This is a genomic window from Oryzihumus leptocrescens, assembly GCF_006716205.1.
GTDB lineage: Bacteria > Actinomycetota > Actinomycetes > Actinomycetales > Dermatophilaceae > Oryzihumus > Oryzihumus leptocrescens.
The window spans coordinates 2807602-2833672 of the sequence record NZ_VFOQ01000001.1 but is presented as its reverse complement, the minus strand read 5'-3'; the positions used below and the strand labels follow the sequence as shown (position 1 = coordinate 2833672).

General features: G+C 72.1%; 21 protein-coding genes. 11 read left to right on the top strand and 10 right to left on the bottom strand.

All coding sequences use genetic code 11. The annotated features are described in order from the left end of the window. Nucleotides 1-2 precede the first annotated feature (2 nt). Nucleotides 3-1256: an ATP-grasp domain-containing protein gene (locus FB474_RS13270; RefSeq protein WP_141789082.1), complete on the top strand. Its 1254-nt coding sequence runs from the start codon at nucleotides 3-5 to the stop codon at nucleotides 1254-1256. Between the two features lie 96 nt (nucleotides 1257-1352). Here the strand turns inward: FB474_RS13270 and FB474_RS13265 are convergent, their stop codons facing one another. Next, on the bottom strand, nucleotides 1353-1655 hold the full coding sequence (locus tag FB474_RS13265; RefSeq protein WP_221632531.1) for a putative quinol monooxygenase: 303 nt from the start codon (nucleotides 1653-1655) through the stop codon (nucleotides 1353-1355). A 3-nt stretch (nucleotides 1656-1658) separates the two neighbouring features. Further along, complete coding sequence (locus tag FB474_RS13260; RefSeq protein WP_221632530.1) at nucleotides 1659-2339, bottom strand: type 1 glutamine amidotransferase domain-containing protein; 681 nt, start codon at nucleotides 2337-2339, stop codon at nucleotides 1659-1661. 141 nt (nucleotides 2340-2480) lie between these two features. Between FB474_RS13260 and FB474_RS13255 the strand changes: the two genes are divergently transcribed. Further along, entirely contained in the window at nucleotides 2481-3377 is an 897-nt protein-coding gene (locus tag FB474_RS13255; protein ID WP_141789080.1) for a LysR family transcriptional regulator, read from the top strand. A gap of 208 nt (nucleotides 3378-3585) precedes the next feature. Here FB474_RS13255 and pgm read toward each other — a convergent pair whose 3' ends face one another. The 5 genes from pgm to FB474_RS13230 are packed head-to-tail and all read right to left on the bottom strand — an operon-like array spanning nucleotide 3586 to nucleotide 12669. Continuing rightward, a complete protein-coding gene (gene pgm / locus FB474_RS13250) occupies nucleotides 3586-5232 on the bottom strand; it encodes a phosphoglucomutase (alpha-D-glucose-1,6-bisphosphate-dependent) (RefSeq protein ID WP_141789079.1) in 1647 nt (548 codons plus the stop codon). Continuing rightward, the gene (gene glgB, locus FB474_RS21430) at nucleotides 5229-7457 is read right to left on the bottom strand and encodes a 1,4-alpha-glucan branching protein GlgB (RefSeq protein WP_141789078.1); all 2229 of its coding nucleotides are present in this window, start codon (nucleotides 7455-7457) and stop codon (nucleotides 5229-5231) included. Before glgB ends, pgm begins: the two co-directional genes overlap by 4 nt. Nucleotides 7458-7464: 7 nt before the next feature. Beyond that, complete coding sequence (locus tag FB474_RS21425) at nucleotides 7465-8883, bottom strand: maltokinase N-terminal cap-like domain-containing protein (protein WP_141789077.1); 1419 nt, start codon at nucleotides 8881-8883, stop codon at nucleotides 7465-7467. Nucleotides 8884-8929: 46 nt separating this feature from the next. Continuing rightward, entirely contained in the window at nucleotides 8930-10651 is a 1722-nt protein-coding gene (gene treS, locus FB474_RS13235; protein ID WP_141789076.1) for a maltose alpha-D-glucosyltransferase, read from the bottom strand. Then, nucleotides 10651-12669 carry an alpha-1,4-glucan--maltose-1-phosphate maltosyltransferase gene (locus FB474_RS13230; protein WP_141789075.1) on the bottom strand — a complete coding sequence of 673 codons (2019 nt, stop codon included), beginning with the start codon at nucleotides 12667-12669 and terminating at the stop codon, nucleotides 10651-10653. The genes treS and FB474_RS13230 overlap by 1 nt, the downstream gene beginning before the upstream one ends. A gap of 179 nt (nucleotides 12670-12848) precedes the next feature. Here FB474_RS13230 and glgP point away from each other — a divergent pair, with 179 nt between their 5' ends. Next, nucleotides 12849-15428 carry an alpha-glucan family phosphorylase gene (gene glgP / locus FB474_RS13225; protein WP_141789074.1) on the top strand — a complete coding sequence of 860 codons (2580 nt, stop codon included), beginning with the start codon at nucleotides 12849-12851 and terminating at the stop codon, nucleotides 15426-15428. Nucleotides 15429-15587: 159 nt separating this feature from the next. On the opposite strand, the gene glgX is transcribed toward glgP, so the two are convergent. Then, nucleotides 15588-17723 carry a glycogen debranching protein GlgX gene (gene glgX / locus FB474_RS13220; protein WP_141789073.1) on the bottom strand — a complete coding sequence of 712 codons (2136 nt, stop codon included), beginning with the start codon at nucleotides 17721-17723 and terminating at the stop codon, nucleotides 15588-15590. A gap of 35 nt (nucleotides 17724-17758) precedes the next feature. Here glgX and FB474_RS13215 point away from each other — a divergent pair, with 35 nt between their 5' ends. The 4 genes from FB474_RS13215 to FB474_RS13200 are packed head-to-tail and all read left to right on the top strand — an operon-like array spanning nucleotide 17759 to nucleotide 20536. Next, nucleotides 17759-18214, top strand: a complete 456-nt coding sequence (locus FB474_RS13215; RefSeq protein WP_141789072.1) for a T3SS (YopN, CesT) and YbjN peptide-binding chaperone 1 — start codon at nucleotides 17759-17761, stop codon at nucleotides 18212-18214. Beyond that, nucleotides 18211-18990, top strand: coding sequence for an enoyl-CoA hydratase/isomerase family protein (locus tag FB474_RS13210; protein WP_141789071.1), 780 nt, complete (start codon nucleotides 18211-18213; stop codon nucleotides 18988-18990). The genes FB474_RS13215 and FB474_RS13210 overlap by 4 nt, the downstream gene beginning before the upstream one ends. Before the next feature lie 3 nt (nucleotides 18991-18993). Beyond that, entirely contained in the window at nucleotides 18994-19953 is a 960-nt protein-coding gene (locus FB474_RS13205; protein WP_141789070.1) for a class I SAM-dependent methyltransferase, read from the top strand. 1 nt (nucleotide 19954) lies between these two features. Beyond that, on the top strand, nucleotides 19955-20536 hold the full coding sequence (locus FB474_RS13200) for an acyltransferase (protein WP_246092173.1): 582 nt from the start codon (nucleotides 19955-19957) through the stop codon (nucleotides 20534-20536). 12 nt (nucleotides 20537-20548) lie between these two features. Here FB474_RS13200 and FB474_RS13195 read toward each other — a convergent pair whose 3' ends face one another. Together FB474_RS13195 and FB474_RS13190 are read right to left on the bottom strand one after the other, a co-directional pair. Continuing rightward, nucleotides 20549-22087, bottom strand: coding sequence for a 1,4-alpha-glucan branching protein domain-containing protein (locus tag FB474_RS13195; RefSeq protein WP_141789069.1), 1539 nt, complete (start codon nucleotides 22085-22087; stop codon nucleotides 20549-20551). Continuing rightward, nucleotides 22084-22845: a class I SAM-dependent methyltransferase gene (locus tag FB474_RS13190; RefSeq protein WP_221632529.1), complete on the bottom strand. Its 762-nt coding sequence runs from the start codon at nucleotides 22843-22845 to the stop codon at nucleotides 22084-22086. The genes FB474_RS13195 and FB474_RS13190 overlap by 4 nt, the downstream gene beginning before the upstream one ends. 154 nt (nucleotides 22846-22999) lie before the next feature. Here FB474_RS13190 and FB474_RS13185 point away from each other — a divergent pair, with 154 nt between their 5' ends. From FB474_RS13185 to FB474_RS13170, 4 genes are all read left to right on the top strand, one after another. Then, nucleotides 23000-23782, top strand: coding sequence for an electron transfer flavoprotein subunit beta/FixA family protein (locus tag FB474_RS13185; RefSeq protein ID WP_141789068.1), 783 nt, complete (start codon nucleotides 23000-23002; stop codon nucleotides 23780-23782). Nucleotides 23783-23818: 36 nt separating this feature from the next. Beyond that, a complete protein-coding gene (locus FB474_RS13180; protein ID WP_141789067.1) occupies nucleotides 23819-24784 on the top strand; it encodes an electron transfer flavoprotein subunit alpha/FixB family protein in 966 nt (321 codons plus the stop codon). Between the two features lie 86 nt (nucleotides 24785-24870). Then, nucleotides 24871-25617 (top strand): hypothetical protein, encoded by a 747-nt coding sequence (locus tag FB474_RS13175; RefSeq protein WP_185746159.1) that lies wholly within the window; start codon nucleotides 24871-24873, stop codon nucleotides 25615-25617. Between the two features lie 51 nt (nucleotides 25618-25668). Beyond that, a complete protein-coding gene (locus FB474_RS13170; protein WP_141789066.1) occupies nucleotides 25669-26070 on the top strand; it encodes a hypothetical protein in 402 nt (133 codons plus the stop codon). Nucleotide 26071 lies beyond the last annotated feature (1 nt).

Here is a 26071-nt window from a genome sequence, read left to right as displayed (position 1 = left end):
GCATGGGGAGCGCGACGACGCATCTGATCGGCCTGCTGCTGGGGGCGGAGGAGGACTGGCCCACGGCGTTCGAGGCGCTGGTCCGGCGGCTGGGGGTGGTGCGTGACCCGGGTGGCCAGGAGCACTCCTTCGCCACCGAGCGGGTCACCATCGAGCCGTTCAACCTGCGCGACACCCCGCGCCAGGACCTCGTGATCGACCGGCTGGCGCACTGGTACTACCACCCGCGCGAGTGGCTCAAGAAGGTCGCGCTGATGGACGACGTCTACCTGCTGAACTCGCCGTTCACGTTCCAGGCCATGGAGAAGCACTCGGCCTACTGCGCCCTGATGCGCCTGGGCATGCACGTGCCCGAGACCGTGCTCGTGCCCTACAAGCACCCGGTCGACAACGTCCGCTGGGCCTACACCTCGGCGCGCTACAACAAGGCGTTCGACCTCGATGCGGTGGCGGAGTCGGTCGGCTACCCGCTGTTCATGAAGCCGTTCGACGGTGGCGCCTGGCGCGGCGTGTCGATGATCCGCGACCGGGGCGACCTGCACCGCGCCTACGACGACTCGGGCGAGATGCTCATGCACCTGCAGAAGGCGGTCGACGGCTTCGACGTCTTCGCCCGGGCGCTGACCATCGGGCCCGAGACGATGGTGATGAACTTCCGGCCGGACGAGCCCATGCACAACCGGTATGCCGTGTCGCACGACTTCCTCTCGCCCGCCGTGGGTGCCGAGGTACGGACCATCGCGCAGACCGTCAACGCGTTCTTCCGGTGGGAGTTCAACTCCTGCGAGATGCTCGTCAAGGACGGGGTGGTCTACCCGATCGACTACGCCAACGCCTGTCCCGACGTGGCCGTGACCTCGCTGCACTACTACTTCCCGTGGGCGATGAAGGCGCTGCTGAAGTGGTCGGCGTTCTGCCTGGTCACCGGGCGGCGGGCCCGCACCCAGGTCGACCTCGACCCGTGGTTCGTCGTCGCCGACGACCCGCTGCTGGGCTACGAGGCCAGGCTCGTGGAGTACCAACGCCTGGCCGACGAGCACTTCGACACCGTGCGCTACCAGGAGTTCTGCGGCAGCGCGCTGCCCGACGTCGACGAGATGGTCCTGGAGTGGGTGCAGTCGCCGGACTTCGACACCCTGCTCGCCTCGACGGTGCGCTCGACCTACCCCGCGCACGAGCAGGAGCAGTTCCTCGCCCACTTCCGCGGGCTGCTCGGGATGTGGGTCAAGGACGAGGATGCGCGGCTCGCCCGCTGAGGCGCGGGGTGCCGCCGGTCGGGGCCGCGGTGCCGAACACACGGGTAAGCCGGGTGGTCACCTCCCCGCGGAGGCGACCACCCGGCATACCGGGGCTCAGGTGGTGGTGCAGACGGTGACGTCGCGCTCGGCGAGCAGCGGCACGAGCTGACCCAGCACCAGCTGCTGGAAGTGCGCGCTCGCGCGGTGCTCGTCCAGCGCCGCCTCGTCGGCGTAGCGCTCGAGGAGCAGGAAGCCGCCGGTCTCGGGGTCGGGCAGCGCCTGGTAGCCCAGGCAGCCGGGCTCGGCACGAGAGGCGCGGACCAGCGCGGGCAGCGCCTCCGTGACGGCTGACTCGGCACCGGGCCGGGGCAGCCAGCGGGCGATGACGACCACCTGGCCGGGGGTGGTGCCGGCCACCGCTCAGGCCTTGAGCAGGTCGACGACGGCCTCGGCCACGCCGGTGGCCGACGCCGGGTTCTGCCCGGTGGCCAGACGCCCGTCGACGACGACGTGGGCCTCGAAGTCGGCGCCGCCGCTGTGCTTGGCGCCGCGCTCCTCCAGGGTGCTCTGCAGCAGGAACGGCACGACGTCGGTGAGGCCGACTGCCTCCTCCTCCTCGTTGGTGAAGCCGGCGACGGCCTTGCCGTCGACGAGGTGGGAGCCGTCGGACAGGGTCACGTTGACCAGGCCGGCGGGGCCGTGGCAGACCGCGGCGACGACGCCGCCGGCCTCGTAGATGTCCCGGGCCAGGCCGGCCAGGGCGGCGTCCTGGGGGAAGTCCCACATCACGCCGTGGCCGCCGGCGTAGAAGATCGCGTCGTAGTCAGCCGCGGCGACCTCCGCCGCGCGGGGCGTCGAGGCCAGCTTGGCGGCGACCTGCGGGTCCTTGAGGAAGGCGTCCTGGATCGGGTCGTCGAGGTCCTTGCCGTCGACCGGAGGCTGGCCGCCGGCCACCGACACGAGGTCCACGGTGAAGCCGGCCTCGGTGAACACCTTCCACGGGTGCGCCGCCTCCGACAGGTAGAACCCCGTGGTCCGACCGGTGTCGCCCAGCGCCTCGTGGCTGGTGAGTGCGATCAGGATCTTCTTCGTGTCGGGCACGGTGTCTCCTCCTTGGTCCGGGCGGGTCGGTCTCGACCCGCGTCCACGGACCACGGTAGGCCGAACTGCCATAGCCTCTCCACCAGGCAGATCAATCACACCCATCAGGATCCTGATGGGTGTCCGAGGGAGGGACCCGGCGTGGACCTGCACCTGCTGCGAACGTTCCTGGCGGTCTACCGGGCCGGCACGCTGACCGGGGCCGCCGCGCAGTCCGGGCTGTCCCAGCCCACGGTGACGGCGCACCTGCGCGCGCTGGAGGAGCAGCTGGGCCAGCAGCTGTTCGTCAGGCTGCCCCGCGGGGTCGCCCCGACGACGGTCGCCGAGGAGCTGGCCGCGCAGGTGGCGGCACCGCTGGATGCCCTGGAGGCCGTCGCGGACCGCGGACTCGCCTCACCGGAGACCTGGGCCAGGCCGGTGCACCTGGCCGGTCCGGCGGAGCTGACCGCAGCCCTGGTGCTGCCCGCCCTGGCCGGGCTGGTGACCAGGGGGCTGCGGCTGCGCACCAGCCTGGGCCTGAGCCAGGACCTGCTCGACGGCCTGCCCTCCGGGCGCTTCGACCTGGTCATCTCGACCATCCGGCCGCGGGTGCGCGGGGTGACCGCGGCGCCGTTGACCGACGAGGAGCTGGTCCTGGTCGCCGCCCCCTCGCGTGCCTCCCGGGTCGACCGCGCCAGGCTCGCCCGGGAAGGGCCGGCCCGCCTGGCCGGGGTCCCGCTGGTCGCCTACGCCGAGGACCTGCCGCTGATCCGCCGCTACTGGCGCAGCGTGTTCGATGCCCGGCCCGGCGGCGACGCCAGCGTGGTGGTCCCGGACCTGCGCGCCGTCATGGCCGCCACCGAGGCCGGAGCCGGCATCACCGTCCTGCCGCGCTACCTGTGCGCGGGGCAGCTCGCGGCCGGCTCGCTGGTGCTCCTGCTGGACCCGGTGGTGCCCCCCATCAACACCCTCTACCTGGCGACCCGGGCCGGCTCCGGGCGCCAGCCCCACGTCGACGCGGTGCGTGAGCACCTGCTCTCAGCGGCCCGGGGCTGGTAGCCGCCGGCCCTGACTCGCCAGCCGACGCTCGATCCGTCCGCCACCCACGGTTCCGTCGCGGCGACCCCATGGTCGCCCCGCGGGTCGGTGTGGCACCTCCGGGGTCGGCGGGCGAAGCGAGGGGCCGGGTCGGGGCGGGGTGCGGCCAGACGCGGGTATGCCGGGTGGCGGCCTCCGGGGAGGCGACCACCCGGCATACCGGGTTGGCTCAGCCGGCGAGCGCGGCGGAGACCACCTCGCGGGCCTCGGCCTGCACCTGGGCCAGGTGGTCGGGCCCCTTGAAGGACTCGGCGTAGATCTTGTAGACGTCCTCGGTGCCCGACGGCCGGGCGGCGAACCAGGCGTTCTCGGTGGTGACCTTGAGGCCGCCGATCTTCGCGCCGTTGCCGGGAGCCGTGGTCAGCCGGGCCGTGATCGCCTCCCCCGCAAGGGTTTCTGCCTTCACCGCCTCGGGTGAGAGCGCGCCGAGCCGGGCCTTCTCCTCGCGGTTGGCCGGCGCGTCGACGCGGGCGTAGGCGGGGTCGCCGAAGCGGGCGGTCAGGTCGGCGTAGTGCTCGCTGGGGGTGCGCCCGGTCGCGGCGAGAATCTCCGAGGCGAGCAGGGCCAGGATGATGCCGTCCTTGTCGGTGGTCCACACCGAGCCGTCGAAGCGCAGGAACGACGCCCCCGCGGACTCCTCGCCGCCGAAGGCGATCGAGCCGTCGATCAGCCCCGGGACGAACCACTTGAAACCGACGGGCACCTCGGTGAGGGTGCGCCCGACGGACTCGGCGACCCGGTCGATCATCGAGGAGGACACCAGGGTCTTGCCGATCGCTGCGGTCGGCGACCAGTTGGGCCGGCCACCGCCGTAGAGGTAGCCGATCGCGACGGCGAGGTAGTGGTTGGGGTTCATCAGCCCGGCGTCGGGGGTGACGATGCCGTGCCGGTCGGCGTCGGCGTCGTTGCCCGTCGCCAGGTCGTAGGCGCTGCGCTGGTCGATGAGGCCGGCCATGGCCGAGGGGGAGGAGCAGTCCATGCGGATCTTGCCGTCCCAGTCGAGGGTCATGAAGCGCCAGGTGGCGTCGACCAGCGGGTTGACGACGGTCAGGTCCAGGCCGTGCCGGTCGGCGATCTCGCCCCAGTAGGCCACGCTCGCGCCGCCGAGCGGGTCGGCGCCGATGCGGACCCCGGCCTCGCGGACGCGCGCGAGGTCCACGACGTGGGGCAGGTCGTCGACGTAGGTGCCGAGGAAGTCGTAGGCCTGCGCCGCCTTCCGGGCCCGGGCGAAGGGGATCCGGCGCACGCCGTCGAGCCCCGCCTCGATGAGGGCGTTGGCCCGGTCGGCGATGACCGAGGTGGCGTCGGTGTCGGCGGGTCCGCCGTTGGGCGGGTTGTACTTGAAGCCGCCGTCGCTGGGCGGGTTGTGCGAGGGCGTGACGACGATGCCGTCGGCCAGGCCGGCCGCGCCGGCGCCCTTGCCCCGGTTGGCCCGCAGGATGGCGTGGGACACCGCCGGGGTGGGGGTGTAGCCGTCGCGCTCGTCGACCAGGGCGGTCACGTCGTTGGCGGCCAGCACCTCCAGCGCCGAGGACCAGGCCGGCTCGGACAGCCCGTGGGTGTCGCGCCCGAGGAAGAGCGGGCCGTCATAGCCCTGCTCGCGCCGGTAGTCGCAGATCGCCTGCGTCGTGGCCAGGATGTGCGCCTCGTTGAACGCGGTGCGCAGGCTGCTGCCCCGGTGCCCGGAGGTGCCGAAGGCGACCCGCTGGTCGGGGTCGCTCGGGTCGGGGGAGCCGGTGTAGTAGGCCGTCACCAGGTGCGCGACGTCGACGAGGTCCGTGGGCTGGGCCGGGCTGCCGGCGCGAGGGTCGTTCATCGGGTGCCCTTCCTCGTGCTGGTGTCGGGCTCGAGCCACAGGGCGCCGAGCGGGGGCAGGGTCAGCACCGCGGAGTACGGCTGCCCGTGCCAGGGCACCTCCTCGGCCTCGACCGCGCCGAGGTTGCCCACGCCGGAGCCGCCGTAGCCGGAGGCGTCGGTGTTGAGCACCTCGTTCCACCGGCCCGGGTGCGGCAGGCCGACCCGGTAGCGGTGGTGCGGGGCGCCGCTGAAGTTGACGATGTTGGCGACCACGGGGCGCTCACCGGCCGCTTCGGCGGCGCCGAAACGCAGCCAGGAGAACGTGTTGCCGGCCGCGTCGTTGGCGTCGATCCACTGGAACCCCTCGGGGCTGTGGTCGAGCTGCCACAGCGCCGGCCGCGACGCGTAGAGGGCGTTCATGTCCCGGACCAGTGAGTGCACGCCGTAGTGCGCCGGCTGGTCCAGCAGCCACCAGTCCAGGCTGCGCCCGTCGGCCCACTCACCCTCCTGGGCGAACTCGGCGCCCATGAAGACCAGCTGCTTGCCCGGGTGGGACCACATCGTCGCCAGGTAGGCGCGCAGGTTGGCCAGCTGCTGCCACCGGTCGCCGGGCATCTTGCGCAGCAGCGAGCCCTTGCCGTAGACGACCTCGTCGTGGCTGATCGGCAGCACGAAGTTCTCGCTCCAGGCGTACATCAGCGAGAACGTCATCTGGTGGTGGTGGTACTGCCGGTGCACCGGCTCGTGGTGCATGTACTCCAGCGAGTCGTGCATCCAGCCCATGTTCCACTTCAGCCCGAAGCCGAGGCCGCCGAGGTGGGTCGGCCGGCTCACGCCCGGCCACGAGGTGGACTCCTCGGCGATCGTCACGACCCCCGGCACCCGCTTGTATGCCGTGGCGTTGGTCTCCTGGAGGAACTGCACCGCCTCGAGGTGCTCACGCCCGCCGTAGACGTTCGGCGACCACTGCCCCTCCTCGCGGGAGTAGTCGAGGTAGAGCATCGAGGCGACCGCGTCCACCCGCAGGCCGTCGACGTGGAACTCCTCGAGCCAGTAGAGGGCGTTGGCGACGAGGAAGTTGCGCACCTGCGGCCGGCCGAAGTCGAACACGTGGGTGCCCCAGTCCGGCTGGTCGCCGCGGCGCGGGTCGGGGTGCTCGTAGAGGGCCTGGCCGTCGAACCGGGCCAGGGCGAACGCGTCCTTGGGGAAGTGCGCCGGCACCCAGTCGAGGATCACGCCGATCCCGTTGCGGTGCAGCATGTCCACGAGGTGGCGGAACTCGTCGGGGGAGCCGAAGCGGGACGTCGGGGCGTAGTAGCCGGTGACCTGGTAGCCCCAGGACGGCCCGTAGGGGTGCTCCATCACCGGCATGAACTCGACGTGGGTGAAGCCGAGGTCCTTGACGTAGTTGACGAGGTGCTCGGCCAGGTCCTTGTAGCTCGAGCCCTGCCGCCAGGAGCCGAGGTGCACCTCGTAGACGCTCATCGGGCCGGTGTGCGGGTCGGTGCTCGCACGGCGCTTCATCCACGCGTCGTCGCCCCACTGGTAGGCCGAGGAGGTCACGACGGAGGCGGTGGCCGGCGGGCGCTCGGTGGCCCGGGCCATCGGGTCGGCCTTGACCCGGCGGTGCCCGTCGGAGCCGAGAATCTCGAACTTGTAGCGGTTGCCCTCGGCGACGTCGGGGATGAACAGCTCCCACACGCCGCTGCCGCCCATCGAGCGCATCGGGTGCGTGGCGCCGTCCCACTGGTTGAAGTCGCCGACGACCCGGATGGCGCGGGCGTTGGGCGCCCACACCGCGAACGAGGTGCCGCGCACGTGGCCCATCGGCCCGTCGTACTCGCGCACGTGCGCCCCGAGCACGGTCCACAGCTGCTCGTGCCGGCCCTCGCCGATGAGGTGCAGGTCGACCTCGCCGAGCGTGGGCAGGAAGCGGTAGGGGTCGTCCTGTCGGTGGGTGAACCCGTCGTCGTAGTTGACCTCGAGGCGGTAGTCGGGCACCTCGGCCACCGGCAGCACCGCGACCCACACGCCCTCGCGCTCGTGGGTGAGCGGGACACGGGCCTGGTCGGGCAGGAGCGCGGTGACCGCGCTCGCGAGCGGGCGCAGCACGCGCAGGGTCACCGAGCCCTGGTGCACGTGCGGGCCGAGGACGGTGTGCGGGTCGTGGTGCACCCCGGTGGCCACCTGGTCGAGCTCGTGGCGGCTGACGGGGGACGGGTGGAGCGGTGGGGTTGCAGTCACGTCGGGGTCACTCCTTGTGTCGGTTGACCAGCCGGGCGATGGCTGTCGTCGGGATGGTGAGCCAGGTGGGGCGGTTGCGGGCCTCGTAGACGACCTCGTAGAGCGCCTTGTCGACCTCGAGCGCCGCGAGCAGGGCGGCGTCGGCGCGCGGGTCGCGCCCGCTGGCCTGCGCGTAGCCGTCGAGGAACGCCTCGCGGGCAGCGGCCGCCCACGGCGCCGCCGAACGCCCCGGGTGGGCCTGCTCCCAGGAGCCGGCGACGTAGTCGAAGGAGCGCAGCATCCCGGCGACGTCGCGCAGGGCGAGGTCGGGCCGGGTGCGCTCGGCGAGCGGGCGCAGCGGCTCGCCCTCGAAGTCGAGCAGGACCCACCCCCGGCCGGGCACGTCGAGCACCTGGCCGAGGTGGTAGTCACCGTGGATCCGTTGCAGCACAGGCCATGGCGCCTCGGCCGCGGCGGTGAACAGGCGGGCGATGTCCTTGTCGAAGGCTGCGATGGCGGGAGCCTCGTTGGTGGCGGCCACCAGGCGGGCTCGCATGCCCGCGACCACCTCGGCGATGTCGCCCGCACCGGCCGCCCGGGTCGGCAGGGCCCGCGCCAGGGTGGCGTGCACCTGCGCCGTGGCGGCGCCGAGCGTCCGGGCCCGTTCGCTGAAGTCCTCGCCCGCGGCGACCGCCTCCAGCGCCACGCGCCAGGCGTCCTCGACGCCCGGCAGGAACTCCTGGGCGAAGGCGAGGTGACCGTGCGCCATACCGGTGGTGGTGCGGGTGTCCGGCCACTCCCCGGAGAGGTGACCCACCGGCTGCGGCACCAGGTCCGAGCCGGCGGAGGCGAGGGCGGACTGCACGACCACGTCGGGGTTCTCGCCGTCCTGCAGGGCCCGGAAGACCTTGCAGATCAACGGTGTTGCGGGCTCACCGTGCTCGTCGACCATGTCGAAGACGATCGAGGTGTTGGACTGCTCGCCGCGCAGCACGCGCGAGGCGGCCATCCGCCCGACCGTCGTGCCCGGCTGGCGGTGCCCGGTGGCGGTGCCGCCCTCGGCGCCCCAGTCGGAGTCGACCGTGCCCTCCTCCAGCACCAGCCGCAGCAGCGCCTGCGTGTATGCCGGGTCGTGCGGCCCGTCGTAGACCCATCGGTCGCCGAGCAGGCTGTGCCGGGTGCGCGCGACGAGCGCGTGCTCGCCGCCCGGCAGCGGCTGGGCGCGGTAGGTGAACGGCAGCTGGTAGATCGACGTGCCGGCTGTGGTGTCCTCGGCCACGAGGTGGACCTCGATGCCGACCTCGCCGTCGGGGTCCTGGAGCCGCAGGCCGCCGACCCGGCGCAGGGCAGGGCGGCGCCCCTTGCCCGGGTACCAGCGCTGCTCGGCCACCCACGCCGGCAGGAACTCGGCGAAGGGTGGGGTCAAGGTGGCCCGGACGTCGGTCATCGGCGGCCTCGTCGGCCCCGGCTCTCAGTCATGCGCGGTCCCTGTCTCAGTCATGCGCGGTCCCTCCGGTGGCGGGTCGCACGCGCAGCCAGAAGAAGTCGCGTGAGCCCATGGTGATGTTGACCGTGCCCTCGTCGGAGACCTGCGGGAAGCCGCTGCCCCCGAACAGGTCGACCAGCTGGCCGCCCTTGAGCCGCTCCGGCAGCCGGATGGTCGAGGCCTGCGGGCGGCTGGTGAGGTTGTTCAGGCACAGCACGGTGTCGGCCTCGATGCCCTCGGCGGGGTCGGCCTCCACCGAGCGCAGGTAGGCCAGCACGCCGTCGTTGCTGGCCGGGCAGACCTCGAAGGTGCCCAGGCCGAAGACGGGGTGGCGCGAGCGGATCTGCAGCATGGCCCGTACCCAGTGCAGCAGCGAGGAGCTGTGCGCCATCTGGGCTTCGACGTTGACGTTGTTGTAGTGGTAGACGAGGCTGGAGATGACCGGCAGGTAGAGCTTGCCGGGGTCGACGCTGGAGAAGCCGGCGTTGCGGTCCGGCGTCCACTGCATCGGCGTGCGCACGGCGTCCCGGTCGGTGAGCCAGATGTTGTCGCCCATGCCGATCTCGTCGCCGTAGTAGAGGCACGGCGACCCCGGCAGGGACAGCACGAGGGCGTGGATGAGCTCGATCTCGGCTCTGGAGTTGTCGAGCAGCGGGGCGAGCCGGCGCCGGATCCCGACGTTGGCGCGCATGCGCGGGTCGGGGGCGTACCAGCCGTACATCGCCGCGCGCTCCTCCGGCGAGACCATCTCGAGCGTCAGCTCGTCGTGGTTGCGCAGGAAGGTGCCCCACTGGGTGCCCGGCGGGATCGGCGGGGTGTCGGCCAGGACGTCGATGATCGGAGCGGCCTTCTCCTCGCGCAGCGCGTAGTACAGCCGCGGCATCACCGGGAAGTGGAAGCACATCTGGCACTCCGGCTCCTCCGGGGTGCCGAAGTAGTCCACGACCTCGGCCGGCATCTGGTTGGCCTCGGCGAGCAGGACCCGGCCGGGGTACTCCTCGTCGACCATCTTGCGCAGCCGGGCGAGGAACTCGTGCGTCCTGGGCAGGTTCTCGCAGTTCGTGCCCTCCTCCTCGAAGAGGTAGGGCACGGCATCGAGGCGGAAGCCGTCGATGCCCAGGTCCATCCAGAAGCGCACAACGTCGAACATCGCCTCCTGCACGGCCGGGTTCTCGAAGTTGAGGTCCGGCTGGTGGGAGAAGAACCGGTGCCAGAAGAACTGCCGGCGGATCGGGTCGAAGGTCCAGTTCGAGACCTCGGTGTCGACGAAGATGATCCGCGCGTCGGCGTACCGGTCGTCGGTGTCGGACCACACGTAGAAGTCGCCGTAGGGGCCCTTGGGGTCCGAGCGTGAGGCCTGGAACCACGGGTGCTGGTCGCTGGTGTGGTTCATGACCAGGTCGGTGACGATCCGGATGCCACGGGCGTGCGCCTGGGAGACCAGCTCGGTGAACTCCGGCAGCGTGCCGAACTCGGGCAGCACCGCGGTGTAGTCGGAGATGTCGTAGCCACCGTCGCGCAGCGGCGAGGCGTAGAACGGCGGCAGCCACAGGCAGTCGACGCCGAGCCACTGCAGGTAGTCCAGGCGCTGGATCAGGCCGGTGAAGTCACCGGCGCCGGAGCCCTTGGAGTCGGCGAAGGCGCGCACGAGCACCTCGTAGAACACTGCCTTGCGGAACCACTGCGGGTCGTGCTTGAGGCCCGGCTGGGACAGGTTCAGCCCCTGCATCAGAACCTCCTCACGTGGATCACGTGCACCGGTTCGGAGTCGGGCCCGAGCCTGACGTAGTTGTGCTCGCCCCAGTGCCAGCTGTTGCCGGTGATGAGGTCGTGGGCCACGAAGGACTCCGTCCAGCTCATGCCGAGCTCGGGCATGTTCAGGTGCACCCACGTCTCCCTGGTCGCGTGCGGGTCGAGGTTGGCCACCACGATGACGACGTCGTCACGGCCGTCGACGGTGCGGCGCTTGGAGAAGCACATCACGTTGGCGTCGTCGACGTGGTGGAAGCGCAGGTTGCGCAGCCAGCGCAGCGAGGGGTGCGCGTGGCGGATCTCGTTGAGCCGCTTGAGGTAGGGCGCCAGCGACAGGCCCTCCTTGGGGCCGCCCTCCTCGTAGTCGGCCCAGCGGCGGTCCTTGAACTCGTACTTCTCGTTGTCGATCTGCTCCTCGACGCCGGGGCGCGCGACGTGCTCGACCAGCTCGTAGCCGGCGTAGATGCCGTAGGTCGGCACGAGCATCGCGGCCAGGGCGGCGCGCAGCTTCCACGCGGTCGGGCCGCCGTACTGCATGAACGGCGTGAGGATGTCGTGGGTCGTGGGCCAGAACGAGGGACGCATGTATGCCGCGGCCGGTCCGGCGAGCTCGGTGCAGTACTCCTCGAGCTCCCACTTGGTGTTGCGCCACGCGTAGTAGGTGTACGACTGCTGGAAGCCGACCTTGGCCAGCGTGTGCATCATGGCCGGCTTGGTGAACGCCTCGGCCAGCCAGATCACCTCGGGGTGGTCCGTGGCCACATCAGCGATGATCCACTCCCAGAACTCCACCGGCTTGGTGTGCGGGTTGTCGACGCGGAAGATCTTCACGCCGTGGTCGATCCACACCTGGATCACGCGCCGGACCTCGGCGTAGATGCCGGCCGGGTCGTTGTCGAAGTTCAGCGGGTAGATGTCCTGGTACTTCTTCGGCGGGTTCTCGGCGTGGGCGATCGTGCCGTCGGCGCGGGTGGTGAACCACTCGGGGTGCTTGTCCACCCAGGGGTGGTCGGGGGCGCACTGCAGGGCGATGTCGAGGGCGACCTCCAGGCCGAGGCGCTCGGCCGCGGCGACGAAGTGGTCGAAGTCGTCGAAGTCGCCCAGGTCGGGGTGGATGGCGTCGTGGCCGCCCTCGACCGAGCCGATGGCGTAGGGGGAGCCGGGGTCGTGCGGGCCGGCGCCCAGCGTGTTGTTGGGCCCCTTGCGGTTGACCGCGCCGATCGGGTGCACGGGGGTCAGGTAGACCACGTCGAAGCCCATGTCGGCGATCGCCGGCAGCCGCCTCTCCGCGGTGCGGAACGTGCCGGAGGTCCACAGCCCGGTCTTCTCGTCGCGGGTGGCACCCTCGGAGCGGGGGAAGATCTCGTACCACGCGCCGTACAGCGCGCGCTCGCGCTCGACGAGCCACGGGTGCTCGGCGCTGGGGCTGACGTAGTCGCGCAGCGGGCGGGCCGCCATCTCACGCTCGACCTCGGGGGAGGTCCCGGCGGCGATCCGGGCGGCCGGCGGGCGGCTGCTGTCGCGCAGCGCCTTGACGGCGTCCTTGAGGATCTTGGCGTGGGCCTTGTCGCGCTTGACCTCGGCCAGGGAGCGCTCGAGGACCCTGGCGCCCTCCTCGAGCATCAGCTCGGTGTCGACGTCGGCGGCCACCTTGATCGAGGCGTCGTGCTCCCAGGTGCGGTAGGGGTCGGACCAGCCCTCGACCCGGTAGGTCCAGCTTCCCGGGGTGTCCGCCTTGACGGTCACGGCCCAGTGGTCGAGCCCGGCCGAGACGAGCCGCATCGGCAGCAGCTGCTCGGTGCCGTCGGGCGCAGTCAGCACGCACGTGGCGTTGACCGCGTCGTGACCCTCGCGGAACACGGTCGCGGTGACCTCGAACTCCTCACCCACGACGGACTTCGCGGGTCTGGCCCCGCAGTCGACCGCGGGAGCGACCTCGAGGACAGGGATGCGCCCGACCGGGCGCTGGGCAGTGGGCAAGGGGCTCGCTGTCACGGGCACGACGCTACTCGTTTCACCGCGGCGCGCATCCGTTGCCCGGACGGTGGATGGGGGTGCACGGTCGGCTCCGGCGGTCGTCACCGATGGCCGCAGGGGCGGGGCATGTTGCAAGAAATGTGCAAGCGTTGCAAGAAACTGACAAACCGGCAGACCTGCGCTTACCCTTGCCGACCGTGAAGGCCATCCGTCGCTTCAGTGTCCGCACCGTCCTCCCCGAGCGCATTGCCGCCCTCGGTGACCTGGCCAGCAACCTGCGCTGGTCCTGGCACCCGACCACACGGGACCTCTTCTCCGAGATCGACCCGGCCCGCTGGGCCAAGGTCCGCAAGGACCCGGTGCGACTCCTGTCGGCCCTGTCGGCCGACGAGCTCGAGGCGCTCGCCGCCGACGCGGCCTTCGTCGCCAAGGTCGACGCCGCCGCCGCGGACCTGGGCCGCTACGTCACCGAGCCGCGCTGGTACCAGGACTGGGCCGCCTCCGTCGAGGGCGGCGCCCCCCGCGCCATCGCCTACTTCAGCCCGGAGTTCGGCATCACCGAGGTGCTGCCGCAGTACTCCGGCGGCCTCGGCATCCTCGCCGGTGACCACCTCAAGTCCGCCTCCGACCTCGGCGTCCCGATCGTCGGCGTCGGCCTGTTCTACAAGACCGGCTACTTCAAGCAGTCGCTCAACCTCGACGGCTGGCAGCAGGAGACCTACCCCGTCCTCGACCCCGACGGCCTGCCGCTGTCACTGCTGCGCGAGGCCGACGGCACCCCGTGCGTCATCACCATCGACCTGCCCGGTGGCCGGACGCTGGCCGCCCACGTCTGGAAGGCGCAGGTCGGCCGGGTGCCGCTGCTGCTGCTCGACTCCGACGTGCAGGACAACGACGACGCCGCCCGCGGCATCACCGACCGCCTCTACGGCGGTGGCGGCGAGCAGCGACTCCAGCAGGAGATGCTGCTCGGGATCGGCGGCGTGCGGGCCCTGCGCCTGTGGTCGCGCCTGACCGGGGCGCCCGCGCCGGACGTCTACCACACCAACGAGGGCCACGCCGGCTTCCTCGGGGTGGAGCGCATCCGCGAGCTCGCCGCGGACCAGGGCATGGACTTCGACGCCGCGCTCGAGGCGGTCCGCGCCTCCACGGTGTTCACCACCCACACCCCGGTCCCGGCCGGCATCGACCGCTTCGGTGCCGACCAGATCGAGCTGTACTTCGGCGGGGACAACGCCTTCGACGGCGTCCCGGTGGAGCGGCTCCTCTCGCTCGGCGCCGAGGACTACCCGGGCGGCCAGGCGGGCATCTTCAACATGGCGGTCATGGGCCTGCGCCTGGCCCAGCGCGCCAACGGCGTCTCCCAGCTGCACGGCGTCGTGAGCCGCCACATGTTCGACGGCCTGTGGCCGGGCTTCGACGACACCGAGGTGCCGATCACCAGCATCACCAACGGCGTGCACGCCCCGACCTGGGTGGACCGTCGGGTCTACGACCTGGCCGCCCGGCACCTGGGGACCACCGAGGTCTCCCGGGACAACGCCTGGGACGGGATCGCGCACGTGCCCGGCGACGACGTCTGGGCCACCAAGCGCGAGATGCGCGAGCAGCTGGTCGTCGAGGCCCGCCGCCGCACCCGCTCCTCCTGGCTCAAGCGCGGCGCCAGCCCGGCCGAGCTCGGCTGGGTCGAGGACGTCCTCGACCCCGACGTGCTGACCATCGGCTTCGCCCGCCGGGTGCCGACCTACAAGCGGCTCACCCTCATGCTGCGCGACCCCGCGCGCCTGAAGAAGCTGCTGCTGGACCCCGAGCGCCCGATCCAGCTCGTCATCGCCGGCAAGAGCCACCCGGCCGACGAGACCGGCAAGAAGCTCATCCAGCAGATGGTGCGCTTCGCCGACGACCACGAGGTCCGGCACCGCATCGTCTTCCTGCCCAACTACGACATCGCCATGGCGCAGTACCTCTACCCGGGCTGCGACGTCTGGCTGAACAACCCGCTGCGCCCATTCGAGGCCTGCGGCACGTCGGGCATGAAGGCCGCGCTCAACGGCGGCCTCAACCTGTCGATCCTCGACGGCTGGTGGGACGAGTGGTACGACGGCGAGAACGGCTGGGCGATCCCGACCGCCGACGGCGTGGAGGACCCGGAGCGTCGTGACGACCTCGAGGCCGCCGCGCTCTACGACCTCATCGAGGGCTCGGTCGCGCCGCGGTTCTACGACCGCGACGCCGACGGCGTGCCGCAGCGCTGGCTGTCGATGATGAAGCACACGCTCTCGACGCTGGGCCCCAAGGTGCTCGCCAGCCGCATGGTGCGCGACTACACCGAGAAGCTCTACGGCCCCGCGGCCCGGGCCGGCTGGGCGCTCAACGGCCCGGCCTTCGACGGTGCCCGCGACCTGTCGGCGTACAAGGCCCGCGTGCGCTCCTCCTGGGGCGGCGTGCGCGTCGACCACGTCGAGTCCTCCGGCGTCTCGGACTCCCCGCAGGTCGGCGACAAGCTGCACGTGCGCGCGTTCGTCAGCCTCGACGGGCTCGACCCCTCCGAGGTCGAGGTGCAGGTCGTGCACGGCCGCACGTCCGAGTCCGACGAGCTGCGTGACATCGAGACCGCGCCGCTGGCCTACGCGGAGTCCTACGAGGCCGGCCGGCACCGGTTCGAGGGCGACCTGGTGCTGAGCCGCACCGGCGCGTTCGGCTACACCGTGCGCGTGCTGCCCAAGCACCCGCACATGGCGTCCCCGACCGAGCTCGGCCTGGTCGCCAACGCCTGACCCGCGGACTGAACCCCGGGGCCTCCAGAGGCCCCGGGGTTCATCCCTGCCGACATCCCGCCGAGAGGGACGTTTCTCGGGGTTTGAGCACGCCTCAACCCCGAGAAACGTCCCTCTCGGCGTATCAATCGGCGGCTGGCCGGCCGGCGGCGACCCGGCTCAGGCGCGGACGGCGTAGATCTGCACGCTGGAGGAGGCCACCTCGACCGGGCCGGGCTCCACCTTGCTGCCGGGGTACGGCGTCTCCCACGAGCTGTCCCAGAGCAGCTCGTACGCCGCGACGCCGGCGTGCCCGGGCAGCACCACCTCCGCAGGCGCCACGTCGCCGTGGAGGACGACGAGGAAGGAGTCCGACTCCAGCTCGGACCCGTCGAGGAACATCGTCAGGGTGCGCACGTGCGGGTCCTCCCACACGGCGTGGTGCATGCGCAGGCCGTCCGCGGAGTACCACTCCAGGTCGGCGGTCCCGTCGGCGTGCGCGGGCCGCCCGGTGAAGAACGAGCGCTGCCGCAGCACCGGCTGCGAGGCCCGCAGGTGCACGAGGAACTGCGTGGTCTCCAGCAGGTCCCGCTGCCACGGCTGCAGGTCCCAGTCGAACCAGCTCAGGTCGTTGTCCTGGCAGTAGGCGTTGTTGTTGCCCCGCTGCGTGCGGCCGATCTCGTCGCCGGCGTTGAGCATCGGCACCCCGGTGGCCAGCAGCGTGGTGGCGAGCATGTTCCGCACCGACCGCTGCCGCGCGGCGAGGATGCCCGGGTCGGCGGTCGGGCCCTCCGCGCCGTGGTTCCACGAGCGGTTGTCGTCGTGGCCGTCGCGGTTGTCCTCGCCGTTGGCCCCGTTGTGCTTGTGCGCGTATGCCGTGGTGTCGGCCAGCGTGAAGCCGTCGTGCGCGGCGACGAAGTTCACCGACGCGACGGGCCCGCGGTCGCGGGCCCCGAACAGGTCCTGCGAGCCGGCCAGGCGGGTGGCCAGCTCGCGCACCCCGTGGCCCGGCTGGCCGTGCTCGGAGCGGGCGGTGTCCGGCAGCCAGAAGGTGCGCACGGTGTCGCGGAACCGGTCGTTCCACTCCACGAACGGCGGGGGGAACTGCCCGGTGCGCCACCCGTGGATACCGACGTCCCACGGCTCGGCGACCAGCTTGACCCGGGACAGGACCGGGTCGGCGCGCAGCGTCACGAGGAAGGGGTGGTCGGGGTCGTAGGCGTCGTCGCGCCCGCGGCCCAGCGCCACCGCGAGGTCGAAGCGGAAGCCGTCGACGTGGCACTCCTGCACCCAGTAGCGCAGGGAGTCCAGCACCAGCCGCACCGCCATCGGGTGGCGCAGGTCGACGGTGTTGCCGCAGCCGGTGACGTCGATGTCGCGCCCGCGCTCGTCCAGGCGGTAGTAGGCCCGGTTGTCCAGCCCGCGCAGCGAGAGCGTGGCGCCGTCGCGGCCCTGCTCGCAGGTGTGGTTGTAGACCACGTCGAGGATCACCTCGAGCCCCGCGGCGTGCAGCAGCTTGACCATGCCCTTGAACTCGTCGAGCACGCCCTGCGGGTCGCCGGCGGCGGCGTAGGCGGCGTGCGGGGCAAAGAAGCCGAGCGTGTTGTAGCCCCAGTGGTTGACCAGGCCGCGCTGCACCAGGGCCGGCTCGCTGGTGAACGCGTGCACCGGCAGCAGCTCGACGCTGGTCACCCCGAGGTCGGTCAGGTGCTCGATCGTGGCCGGGTGGGCCATGCCGGCGTAGGTGCCGCGCAGGTGCTCGGGCACGCCCGGGTGGCGCCGGGTCAGGTTGCGCACGTGGGTCTCGTAGAGCACGGTCCGGCTCCACGGCACCAGCGGGGGCGCGTCGTCGCCCCAGTCGAAGGTGTCGTCCACGACGACCCCCTTGGGCACGTATGCCGCGCTGTCACGGGTGTCGCGCACGTCCGGCTCGCCGTGCAGGTGCTCGTCGACGACGTGGCCGAAGACCTCCGGGCGCCACGTGACCTGCCCGTCCAGGGCCCGGGCGTAGGGGTCGACCAGCAGCTTGTCGGGGTTGTGGCGCAGGCCCTCGGCGGGGCGCCACGGGCCGTGCGCGCGCACGGCATACCGCTGGCCCGGCCCGATGCCCGGCACGAAGCCGAACCAGGTGCCGTGGACGCGGTCGGTCAGCCGGACCCGGCGCTCGCTCTCACCGGTGCTGTCGTCGGGGTCGAACAGGCAGATCTCGAGGCCGTCGGCGTGCCCGGCGTAGACGCTGAACTCCACCCCGTCGGGGCGCACCGTGGCCCCGAGCGGCGGGGGCAGCTCCACGGAACGGCGTGGTGTGGGGCACATGGAGATCAGCGTAGGCACTGACTACGGTGGGACACATGACTGATCCCACGTCGTTGCCGAACTTTGCCCCTCCGCCGGACGAGCACCCGCTGCGCGGCCGGGTCCTGGACGTGCTGCTCGACGCCGGGCTGGAGCCCGACATCGACGACGACGGCGACGTCGCGTTCAAGGTCAACGGCCAGACCATGTTCGTGCGCTGCATGGAGGGTGACTTCACCATCATGCGGGTGTTCGGGCAGTGGCAGATCGGCGAGGACATCCCGCAGGACGAGCTGGCCCAGCTGCGCGCCTGCAACGACCTGACCCTGCGCCTCAACGTGGTCAAGGCCGGCCTGGCCAACGGCACCCTCGTCGTCACCGGCGAGCACGTGGTCGGCCCCGGCAGCGACATCAGCGTGCTGCTCCAGGTGACCATCCAGCTGGTCCTCTCCGCGGTGCAGATGTGGCACGAGTCCCTGACCGGCGGCGGCGAGCCGGGGGGAGAGGCGTGACCGAGCTCGTCCGTCTCGAGGTCGAGGCCGGGATCGGCACGATCCGCCTGGACCGCCCGCCGATGAACGCGCTGAACGTGCAGGTGCAGGAGGAGCTGCGCGAGCTGGCCGCCGAGGCGGGCTCGCGTCGCGACGTCTCCGCGGTGGTCGTCTACGGCGGCGAGAAGGTCTTCGCCGCCGGCGCCGACATCAAGGAGATGCAGACCATGTCCTACACCGACATGGTCGACCGCTCCGCTGCGCTGCAGTCGGCGTTCACCGCGATCGCGCGCATCCCCAAGCCGACCGTCGCCGCGATCACCGGCTACGCGCTCGGCGGCGGCTGCGAGCTGGCCCTGGCCTGCGACTTCCGCGTCGCGGGTGAGAACGCCAAGCTCGGCCAGCCCGAGGTGCTGCTGGGCGTGATCCCCGGCGCCGGCGGCACCCAGCGCCTGGCGCGCCTGGTCGGCCCCGCCCGCGCCAAGGAGATCATCTTCTCCGGCCGGTTCGTGCCGGCGGACGAGGCGCTGCGGATCGGCCTGGTCGACGAGGTCGTCGACGCCGCCGAGGTCTACGCCGCGGCGCGCCGCCGGGTGGAGCCCTACGTCGGTGGCCCCGCCTACGCGATCCGCGCGGCCAAGGAGGCCGTCGACCGTGGCCTCGAGGTCGACCTCGAGACCGGCCTGGAGATCGAGCGGATGCAGTTCGCCGGGCTGTTCGCCACGAAGGACCGTGAGATCGGCATGACCTCGTTCGTCGAGCAGGGTCCGGGCAAGGCGAAGTTCGAAGGTCGGTAGGCGTTGAGCGACAACGGTTCCCTGGTGCAGACCGCCGCCTCCGCCGAGGAGGTGGCCCGCGCCTACGAGGACAACAAGCTGGCCCAGGTGCTCTACCACGACTGGGAGGCGCAGACCTACGACGACAAGTGGTCGATCTCCTTCGACGAGCGCTGCATCGCCTACGCCCGTGACCGGTTCGTCGCGATCGCCGGCGACCAGGGCTGGCCCTACGGGCGGGCCCTGGAGCTCGGCGCCGGCACCGGCTTCTTCTCCCTCAACCTCAAGCAGGCCGGCGTCCTCGACGAGGTCCACGTGACCGACCTGTCCCCGGGCATGGTCGAGGCCGCCAGGGGCAACGCCGCCCAGCTCGGTTTCACCGTCGAGGGCCGGGTGGCCGACGCCGAGGGCATCCCCTACGACGACGACACGTTCGACGTCGTGGTGGGTCACGCCGTCATCCACCACATCCCCGACGTCGAGCAGGCGTTCCGGGAGATGCTGCGCGTGCTCAAGCCGGGCGGCCGCTTCGTCATCGCCGGCGAGCCGACCCGCATCGGCGACTGGTACGCCCGCCAGCTGGGGCGGGTCACCTGGAAGGCCACGACCACGCTGACCCAGCTGCCGCCGCTGCGCGCCAAGTGGGCCAAGGACCGGGAGGCGCTGGACGAGTCCTCCCGCGCGGCCGCCCTGGAGGCCGTGGTCGACCTGCACACCTTCGACCCCGACCAGCTGGCGCGGATGGCGCTGCGGGCCGGTGCCGTGGACGTGTCCACCACGACCGAGGAGCTGACCGCCGCCCTGCTGGGCTGGCCGGTGCGCACCTTCGAGGCCGCGGTCAAGCCGGGCGCGCTGGGCTGGGGCTGGGCGATGTTCGCCTACGGCTCGTGGAAGCGGCTCTCCGCCGTCGACCGGGTGCTCTCCCGGGTCCTGCCGGAGCGGCTGTTCTACAACGTCGGCATCACCGGCGTGAAGCCCGGCTGAGGTGGGTCGCTTCCTGCGCTCGGTGCGGTGGGTGGTCGCCCACCGGGCCTGGGGCCGGCACAACCTGCTGGGCTACCTGCGCATGGCCCGGGCTCGCCTGGCGAACCCGGGCCTGCGCTTCGAGGGGCCGGTGTTCATCTCCCGCAACGTGCGCTTCGAGGTGCGCACCGGCTACGGCCGCATGGTCATCGGGCCCTACGTGCACTTCGGTGAGGGCGCCCGGATCCGGGCGCACGAGGGCACGCTGCGCATCGGCGCCAAGTCGGTGATCGGCATCCGCAACACGATCAACACCTACCTGGACATCAGCATCGGCCAGGCGTGCCTGTTCGGTGACGACGTCTACGTCTGCGACTTCGACCACCGCACCGAGGACCTCACTGTCCCGATCAAGGACCAGGGCATCGTCAAGAGCCCGGTGCGGATCGGTGACGACGTGTGGATCGGCACCAAGGTCACCGTGCTCCGCGGCGCGGACATCGGGCCGGGGTCGGTGGTTGCCGCCAACGCGGTCGCCCGCGGGCTCTACCCGCCGCGCTCGGTCATCGGCGGCGTGCCCGGCAAGGTCCTCAAGACCCGCTGACCCCCGGGCGGGTCAGCGGGGGACGACCGGGAGGCCGGCCGTGCGGGCGTCCAGCCACGGGAAGGTGTCGTCCGTCGCGGCCTGCCGGGCTGCCTCGGCGAGGGCACCCTCGGTGTCGCCGTCGTCGATCAGCTGGGCCAGGCGGTGGAACGCCACGCGGTGCTCCTCGGCACGCCGCCAGGCGTAGTCGACCGCCTGCTCGCGGGTCACCATGAACGCCCAGTCGCTGCTGAGCGCGTTGAGCATCGTGCGCAGCAGCTGGTCGAGCTCGGGCCGGCGCAGCCGCAGCCGCTCGGGGGTCTCACGCGCCATGAGGTCGAGCCAGCGGCGCTGGACCCAGTGGTTCTCGTGCGCGATCGGGGCGACCGCCGGGCCGTCCCAGACCGAGAAGTCCTTGCCCGAGCCCCACGACCCGGGTCCGAGGTCCAGGTCGCCGGCGACGTGCCCGGCGGCCAGGGCCTTCTCCACCGTCGTGACGGTCACCCCGGCGGCGCGCAGCGCCCGGACCGCCTGCCCCAGGAACGCCGGCCCCTCGTGCCACCAGTGCCCGAACAGCTCGGTGTCGTAGGCCGCCACGACCAGGCCGGGGGAGCCCTGCTCGGCGTGCACCGCCCGCAGCCGGGCGACCACGGCGTCGACGAAGTGGGCCACGTCCGCCCGCACCTGCGCCGCGGCGGTGGCCGGGTCGTAGGGCGCCTTGCCCGCCGGCGGCACGTCCGCGCCGGTGACGGCCCACAACCGGGCCCCGGTGAACCGCTCGCGTGCGTGGAAGTCGCGGTAGGCCGCGCCCGCCGGGTAGCCGTCGCGGGAGGACCAGATGAGGTTCGTCGCCGGCAGGTCCCGGGCGACCGCCACCACGTCGGTGCCGCCCACGCGCCAGCCGGCGTGCGGGTGCCCGCCGCTGTCGCGCACGGTCTGCTCGTCGACGAGGAAGTGCCCCACCCCGGCCGCAGCGAAGGTCGGCGCCAGCGCAGGGGTCCAGCCGCACTCCGGGCTCCAGATCCCGCGCCCGGGCGCGCCCAGCCGCCACCGCGAGTCGGCCAGGCCGACCCGCAGGGCGAGATCGGCCACCTCCGGCAGCAGCAGCGGCAGGAACGGGTGGGTCGCCGGGCCGCCGAGCAGCTCGACCACCCCGGCGTCCCGCAGCGACCGGAGCACCGGCGAGCCGCCGTGCCGCCAGCGGGTCTCGAGCTGTTCGGAGGCACGTCGGGCCTCCGCGAACTCGTATCGCGCGATGTCGCCGCGGTGCCCCTCCTGGCCGAAGCCCAGCTCACGGCAGCGCATCTCCCACAGCCCGGCCCAGGTGCGGGCGTCGACCACGGCGGCCGGGTCGTCCAGCTGGGCGGCCAGCACAGGGGTCACCCCCAAGGTGAGCACGTCACGGTGCCCCTCGGCGGCGAGGGCGTCGAGCTCCGCCACGAGCGGCACGTAGCTCTCCACCCACGCCTGGTGCAGCCATTCCTCGCCCAGCGGCCAGACACCGTGGTGGCGCAGCCACGGCAGGTGCGAGTGCAGGACGAGGGCGAAGGAGCCGGGGACGGCGTCGGTCATCGGACGTGGCCCACCACGACGAGGTCGAGGCTGGCGTCGAGGGCTTCGCCGGAGAGGGTGAAGTCGGCCACGTCGACCCCCGCGACGAGGTCGGCCAGGGCCGGCTCCCAGCCCTCCGGGGGACCGGCGAGCTGGGCCGCCGGGAGGCTGCCGTGCGCGGCCTCCCACGCCGTCAGGCGGGGGCCGTGGTGCAGGCCGAGCACCGAGTCCACCTCCAGAGTCTCGCCGACCAGCCCGGCCAGCTCCATCGCGTCGTACTCGCGCGTGTGGAACAGGTTCGCAGGCCGCTCGCGGCGGCCGAGCCCGGGGGAGAAGGTGAGCCGGTTCGGCGTGGAGATGACGACGGTTGCGCCCGGCCGCCCGACCCGCGCCAGCTCACCGAGCAGCTCGCGGGGAGTCCAGATGTGCTCGATCACCTGGAGTGAGAGGAGCACGTCAAAGCCGTTGTCCTGCAACGGGATCGAGGTGAGTGGTCCGCGCACGAAGGAGCAACGCGACGACCCGTAGGTGCCGCGCGCGTGCTCGACCGCCGCGGCGTCGTAGTCCACGCCGACGACCTCGGCCGCGTCCCACAGGCGGGCCATGGCGGCCACGCCGTAGCCCTCGCCGGAGCCGGCGTCGAGCACCTGCCGCGGGGGCCGCGGCACGTGGTGCGGCAGGGCGGCATAAACCGCCTCGTGGCGCCGGAACCAGTAGTTCTCCGCCGGTATGCCGGGCACCGTGCGCTCGCCGGTGATGCCCAGTTCGGGTGTGCCCACCGTCACCTCCATCGTGGTCGGCAGAATGCTACCGGCGGGTAACATCGTGGTGTCGGGCATCACGGGTCCGGGGCGTTCAATCCGCCCGGGCTGACTGTCAGGATGACCCGAGCAGAGAACCACACGAACCTACGGAAGAGGACGGCCTGCGACCATGAACATCGTCGTCTGCGTCAAGTACGTGCCCGACGCACAGTCGGACCGCACGTTCAACGAGTCCGACAACACCACGGACCGGGTGGGTGTCGACGGCCTGCTCTCTGAGCTCGACGAGTACGCCGTCGAGGAGGCCCTCAAGCTGGCGGAGGCCGGCGAGGGCGAGGTCACGGTGCTGACCGTCGGTCCGGACCAGGCCGCCGACGCGGTCAAGAAGGCCCTGCAGATGGGCGCCGACAAGGGCGTGCACGTCAACGACAAGGCGATCCACGGCTCCGACGCCGTCGCCACCTCCCTGGTCCTCGCCGAGGCCATCAAGAAGATCGGCGCCCCCGACCTCGTGCTGACGGGCATGGCCTCCACCGACGGCACGATGAGCGTCGTCCCGGCGATGCTCGCCGAGCGCCTCGGCCTGCCGCAGGTGACCTTCGCCTCCGAGCTGACCGTCGAGGGCACCGCGGTCAAGATCCGCCGCGACGGCGACGCCGCCTCCGAGACCATCGAGGGCACGCTGCCCGCGCTGGTGTCGGTGACCGACCAGATCAACGAGCCGCGCTACCCCTCGTTCAAGGGGATCATGGCCGCCAAGAAGAAGCCGGTCGAGACGTGGTCGCTGGGTGACCTCGGCGTCGACGCCTCCCAGGTCGGCCTCGACGCCGCCTGGACCAAGGTCGAGTCCTTCCAGCAGCGCCCGCCGCGCCAGCAGGGCCAGATCGTCACCGACGAGGGTGACGGCGGCACGAAGCTGGCCGAGTTCCTGGCCGCGCAGAAGTTCATCTGACCGACCGGCATTTCTTCAGAAGGGAAACCACTACTCATGGCTGAAGTTCTCGTTCTGGTCGACCACGTCGACGGCGAGGTGCGCAAGACGACCTCCGAGCTGCTGACCATCGCCCGCCGCCTCGGCGAGCCGTCGGCCGTCTTCATCGGCACCGGCGACAACTACTCTGCGGCTGCCTCCGTTTTGGCCCAGTACGGCGCCGAGAAGGTCTACCGCATCGAGTCCGCCGACGTCACCGACTACCTCGTGGCCCCCAAGGCCGAGGCGCTGGCCCAGCTTGTCGCCTCCGCCTCCCCGGCCGCGGTGCTCATCCCCTCCAACGCCGAGGGCAAGGAGATCGCCGCGCGCCTGGCCATCAAGACCGAGTCCGGGCTCATCACCGACGCGGTCGACGTGCAGGCCGGTGAGGGCGGCGGCGTCTCCACGACGCAGTCGGTCTTCGCGGGCTCCTACACGGTCAAGGCGACCGTCACCAAGGGCACGCCGATCATCGCGGTCAAGCCGAACTCCGCCGCCCCCGAGGCGGTCCAGGGTGCGGCCGCCGACGAGGTCGTCGAGGTGACCGTCTCCGATGCCGCCAAGACGGCCAAGATCACCGACCGCCAGCCCAAGGCCGCCACCGGCCGCCCCGAGCTGACCGAGGCCGCGATCGTGGTCTCCGGTGGCCGCGGCACCGGCGGCGACTTCTCCAAGGTGGAGGACTTCGCCGACAGCCTCGGTGCCGCCGTCGGTGCCTCCCGCGCCGCGGTCGACGCCGGCTGGTACCCGCACACCAACCAGGTCGGCCAGACCGGCAAGCAGGTCTCCCCGCAGCTGTACGTCGCGGCGGGCATCTCCGGTGCCATCCAGCACCGCGCCGGCATGCAGACGTCCAAGACGATCGTCGCGGTCAACAAGGACGAGGAGGCGCCGATCTTCGAGCTCGTCGACTTCGGCGTCGTCGGTGACCTGTTCACCGTGCTGCCGCAGGCGACCGAGGCGGTCAAGGCCGCCAAGGGCTGAGCCACCCAGCGTCACCGGCGCCCGGTCCGCGACTCGTTCGCGGGCCGGGCGCCGTGCTGTGCGCCGAGGCGGTTAGCCTCGCCCGCATGGGGGAGATGGGCCGGGCCGAGATGCGTGCCCTGTATGGCGAGTGGGCACCGCGCACCTCCCGCGACGCGGCCGCGCTCATGGACGGATTCGACGGCGACTGGTGGGTCGCCGGTGGACGGGCGCTGGAGGCGTTCACCGGGGTCGAGCGTGAGCATGATGACCTGGACGTGGCCATCCTGAGGGCCGACCTGCCGGCCTTTCGCGACCACGTGCGCGGCCGGTTCCACGTCTGGGCGGCGTTCGCCGGGGCGTTGAAGCCGGTGCTGCCGGATGACCCGGACGAGCTGCCGGACGGCTGCGGCCAGGTGTGGCTTCGGCCCGACGCCGGCTCGCCGTGGGAGTTCGACGTCCTGCTCAACCCCGGGTCGGCGGGGGAGTGGGTCAACCGCCGGGAGCCGCAGATGACCCTGGCGCTGGACGACGCCGCGTGGGTTGACACCGACGGGGTGCGCTGGCTCAACCCCGAGATCGTGCTGCTGCTCAAGGCCAAGCACCTGCGCGCCAAGGACCGTGCCGACTTCGCGGCCGCCCTGCCGCTGCTCGGTGAGGACCAGCGGGCCTGGCTGGGGGAAGCGCTGGCGTGGGCCCACCCGGGGCACGAATGGCTGGCACGGCTGGAGGGGGAGCCGGACGCGCGGCATACCGGCCTGGAGGGGCTCCCTCCGATCGACAGGGCGCGCCGCCACTCGCACCGACGCTCACGGGAGAACAGTGACAGAGGGGGTGATGGCCACCAGACTTGAGCCAGGGCGCCCGGAGGGTGGCCGCCAGGAGCCGAGCGAGGTGACGGGACGGTGGATCGCCGGGCCTACCTGCTCCACCAGGTCCACCCGGCGAAGCTCGCCACGGACTGTGCCGCCGACGCCGTGTCGACCTGGCTGATGTGGCGGGGTCGGCCGCGGACCGCCCTGCTCGTCGCCCACCTCGCGGCCGCGGTGGCCTCAGCCGGCGTGACGCGGCGCGACCTCTCGACGCTGGAGGGGACCCGGCGCGGCGCCTACGTGCTGCAGCACATGCCGCCGTCCGCCCAGGTCGTGCGCTACCTCGGTCAGGTCGTCGCCTGGCGGGCGGCCTACCGCCACCGTCCGCTGGGCATCGCGCTCGGCCACGTGGTCGTCGCGGCGGGCTGGTCCCATGGGCTGGTGTGGGGGGCGCTGCCCTCGTCGCGGACCGGGGCGGTCGCCGGCCCGCCGTAGA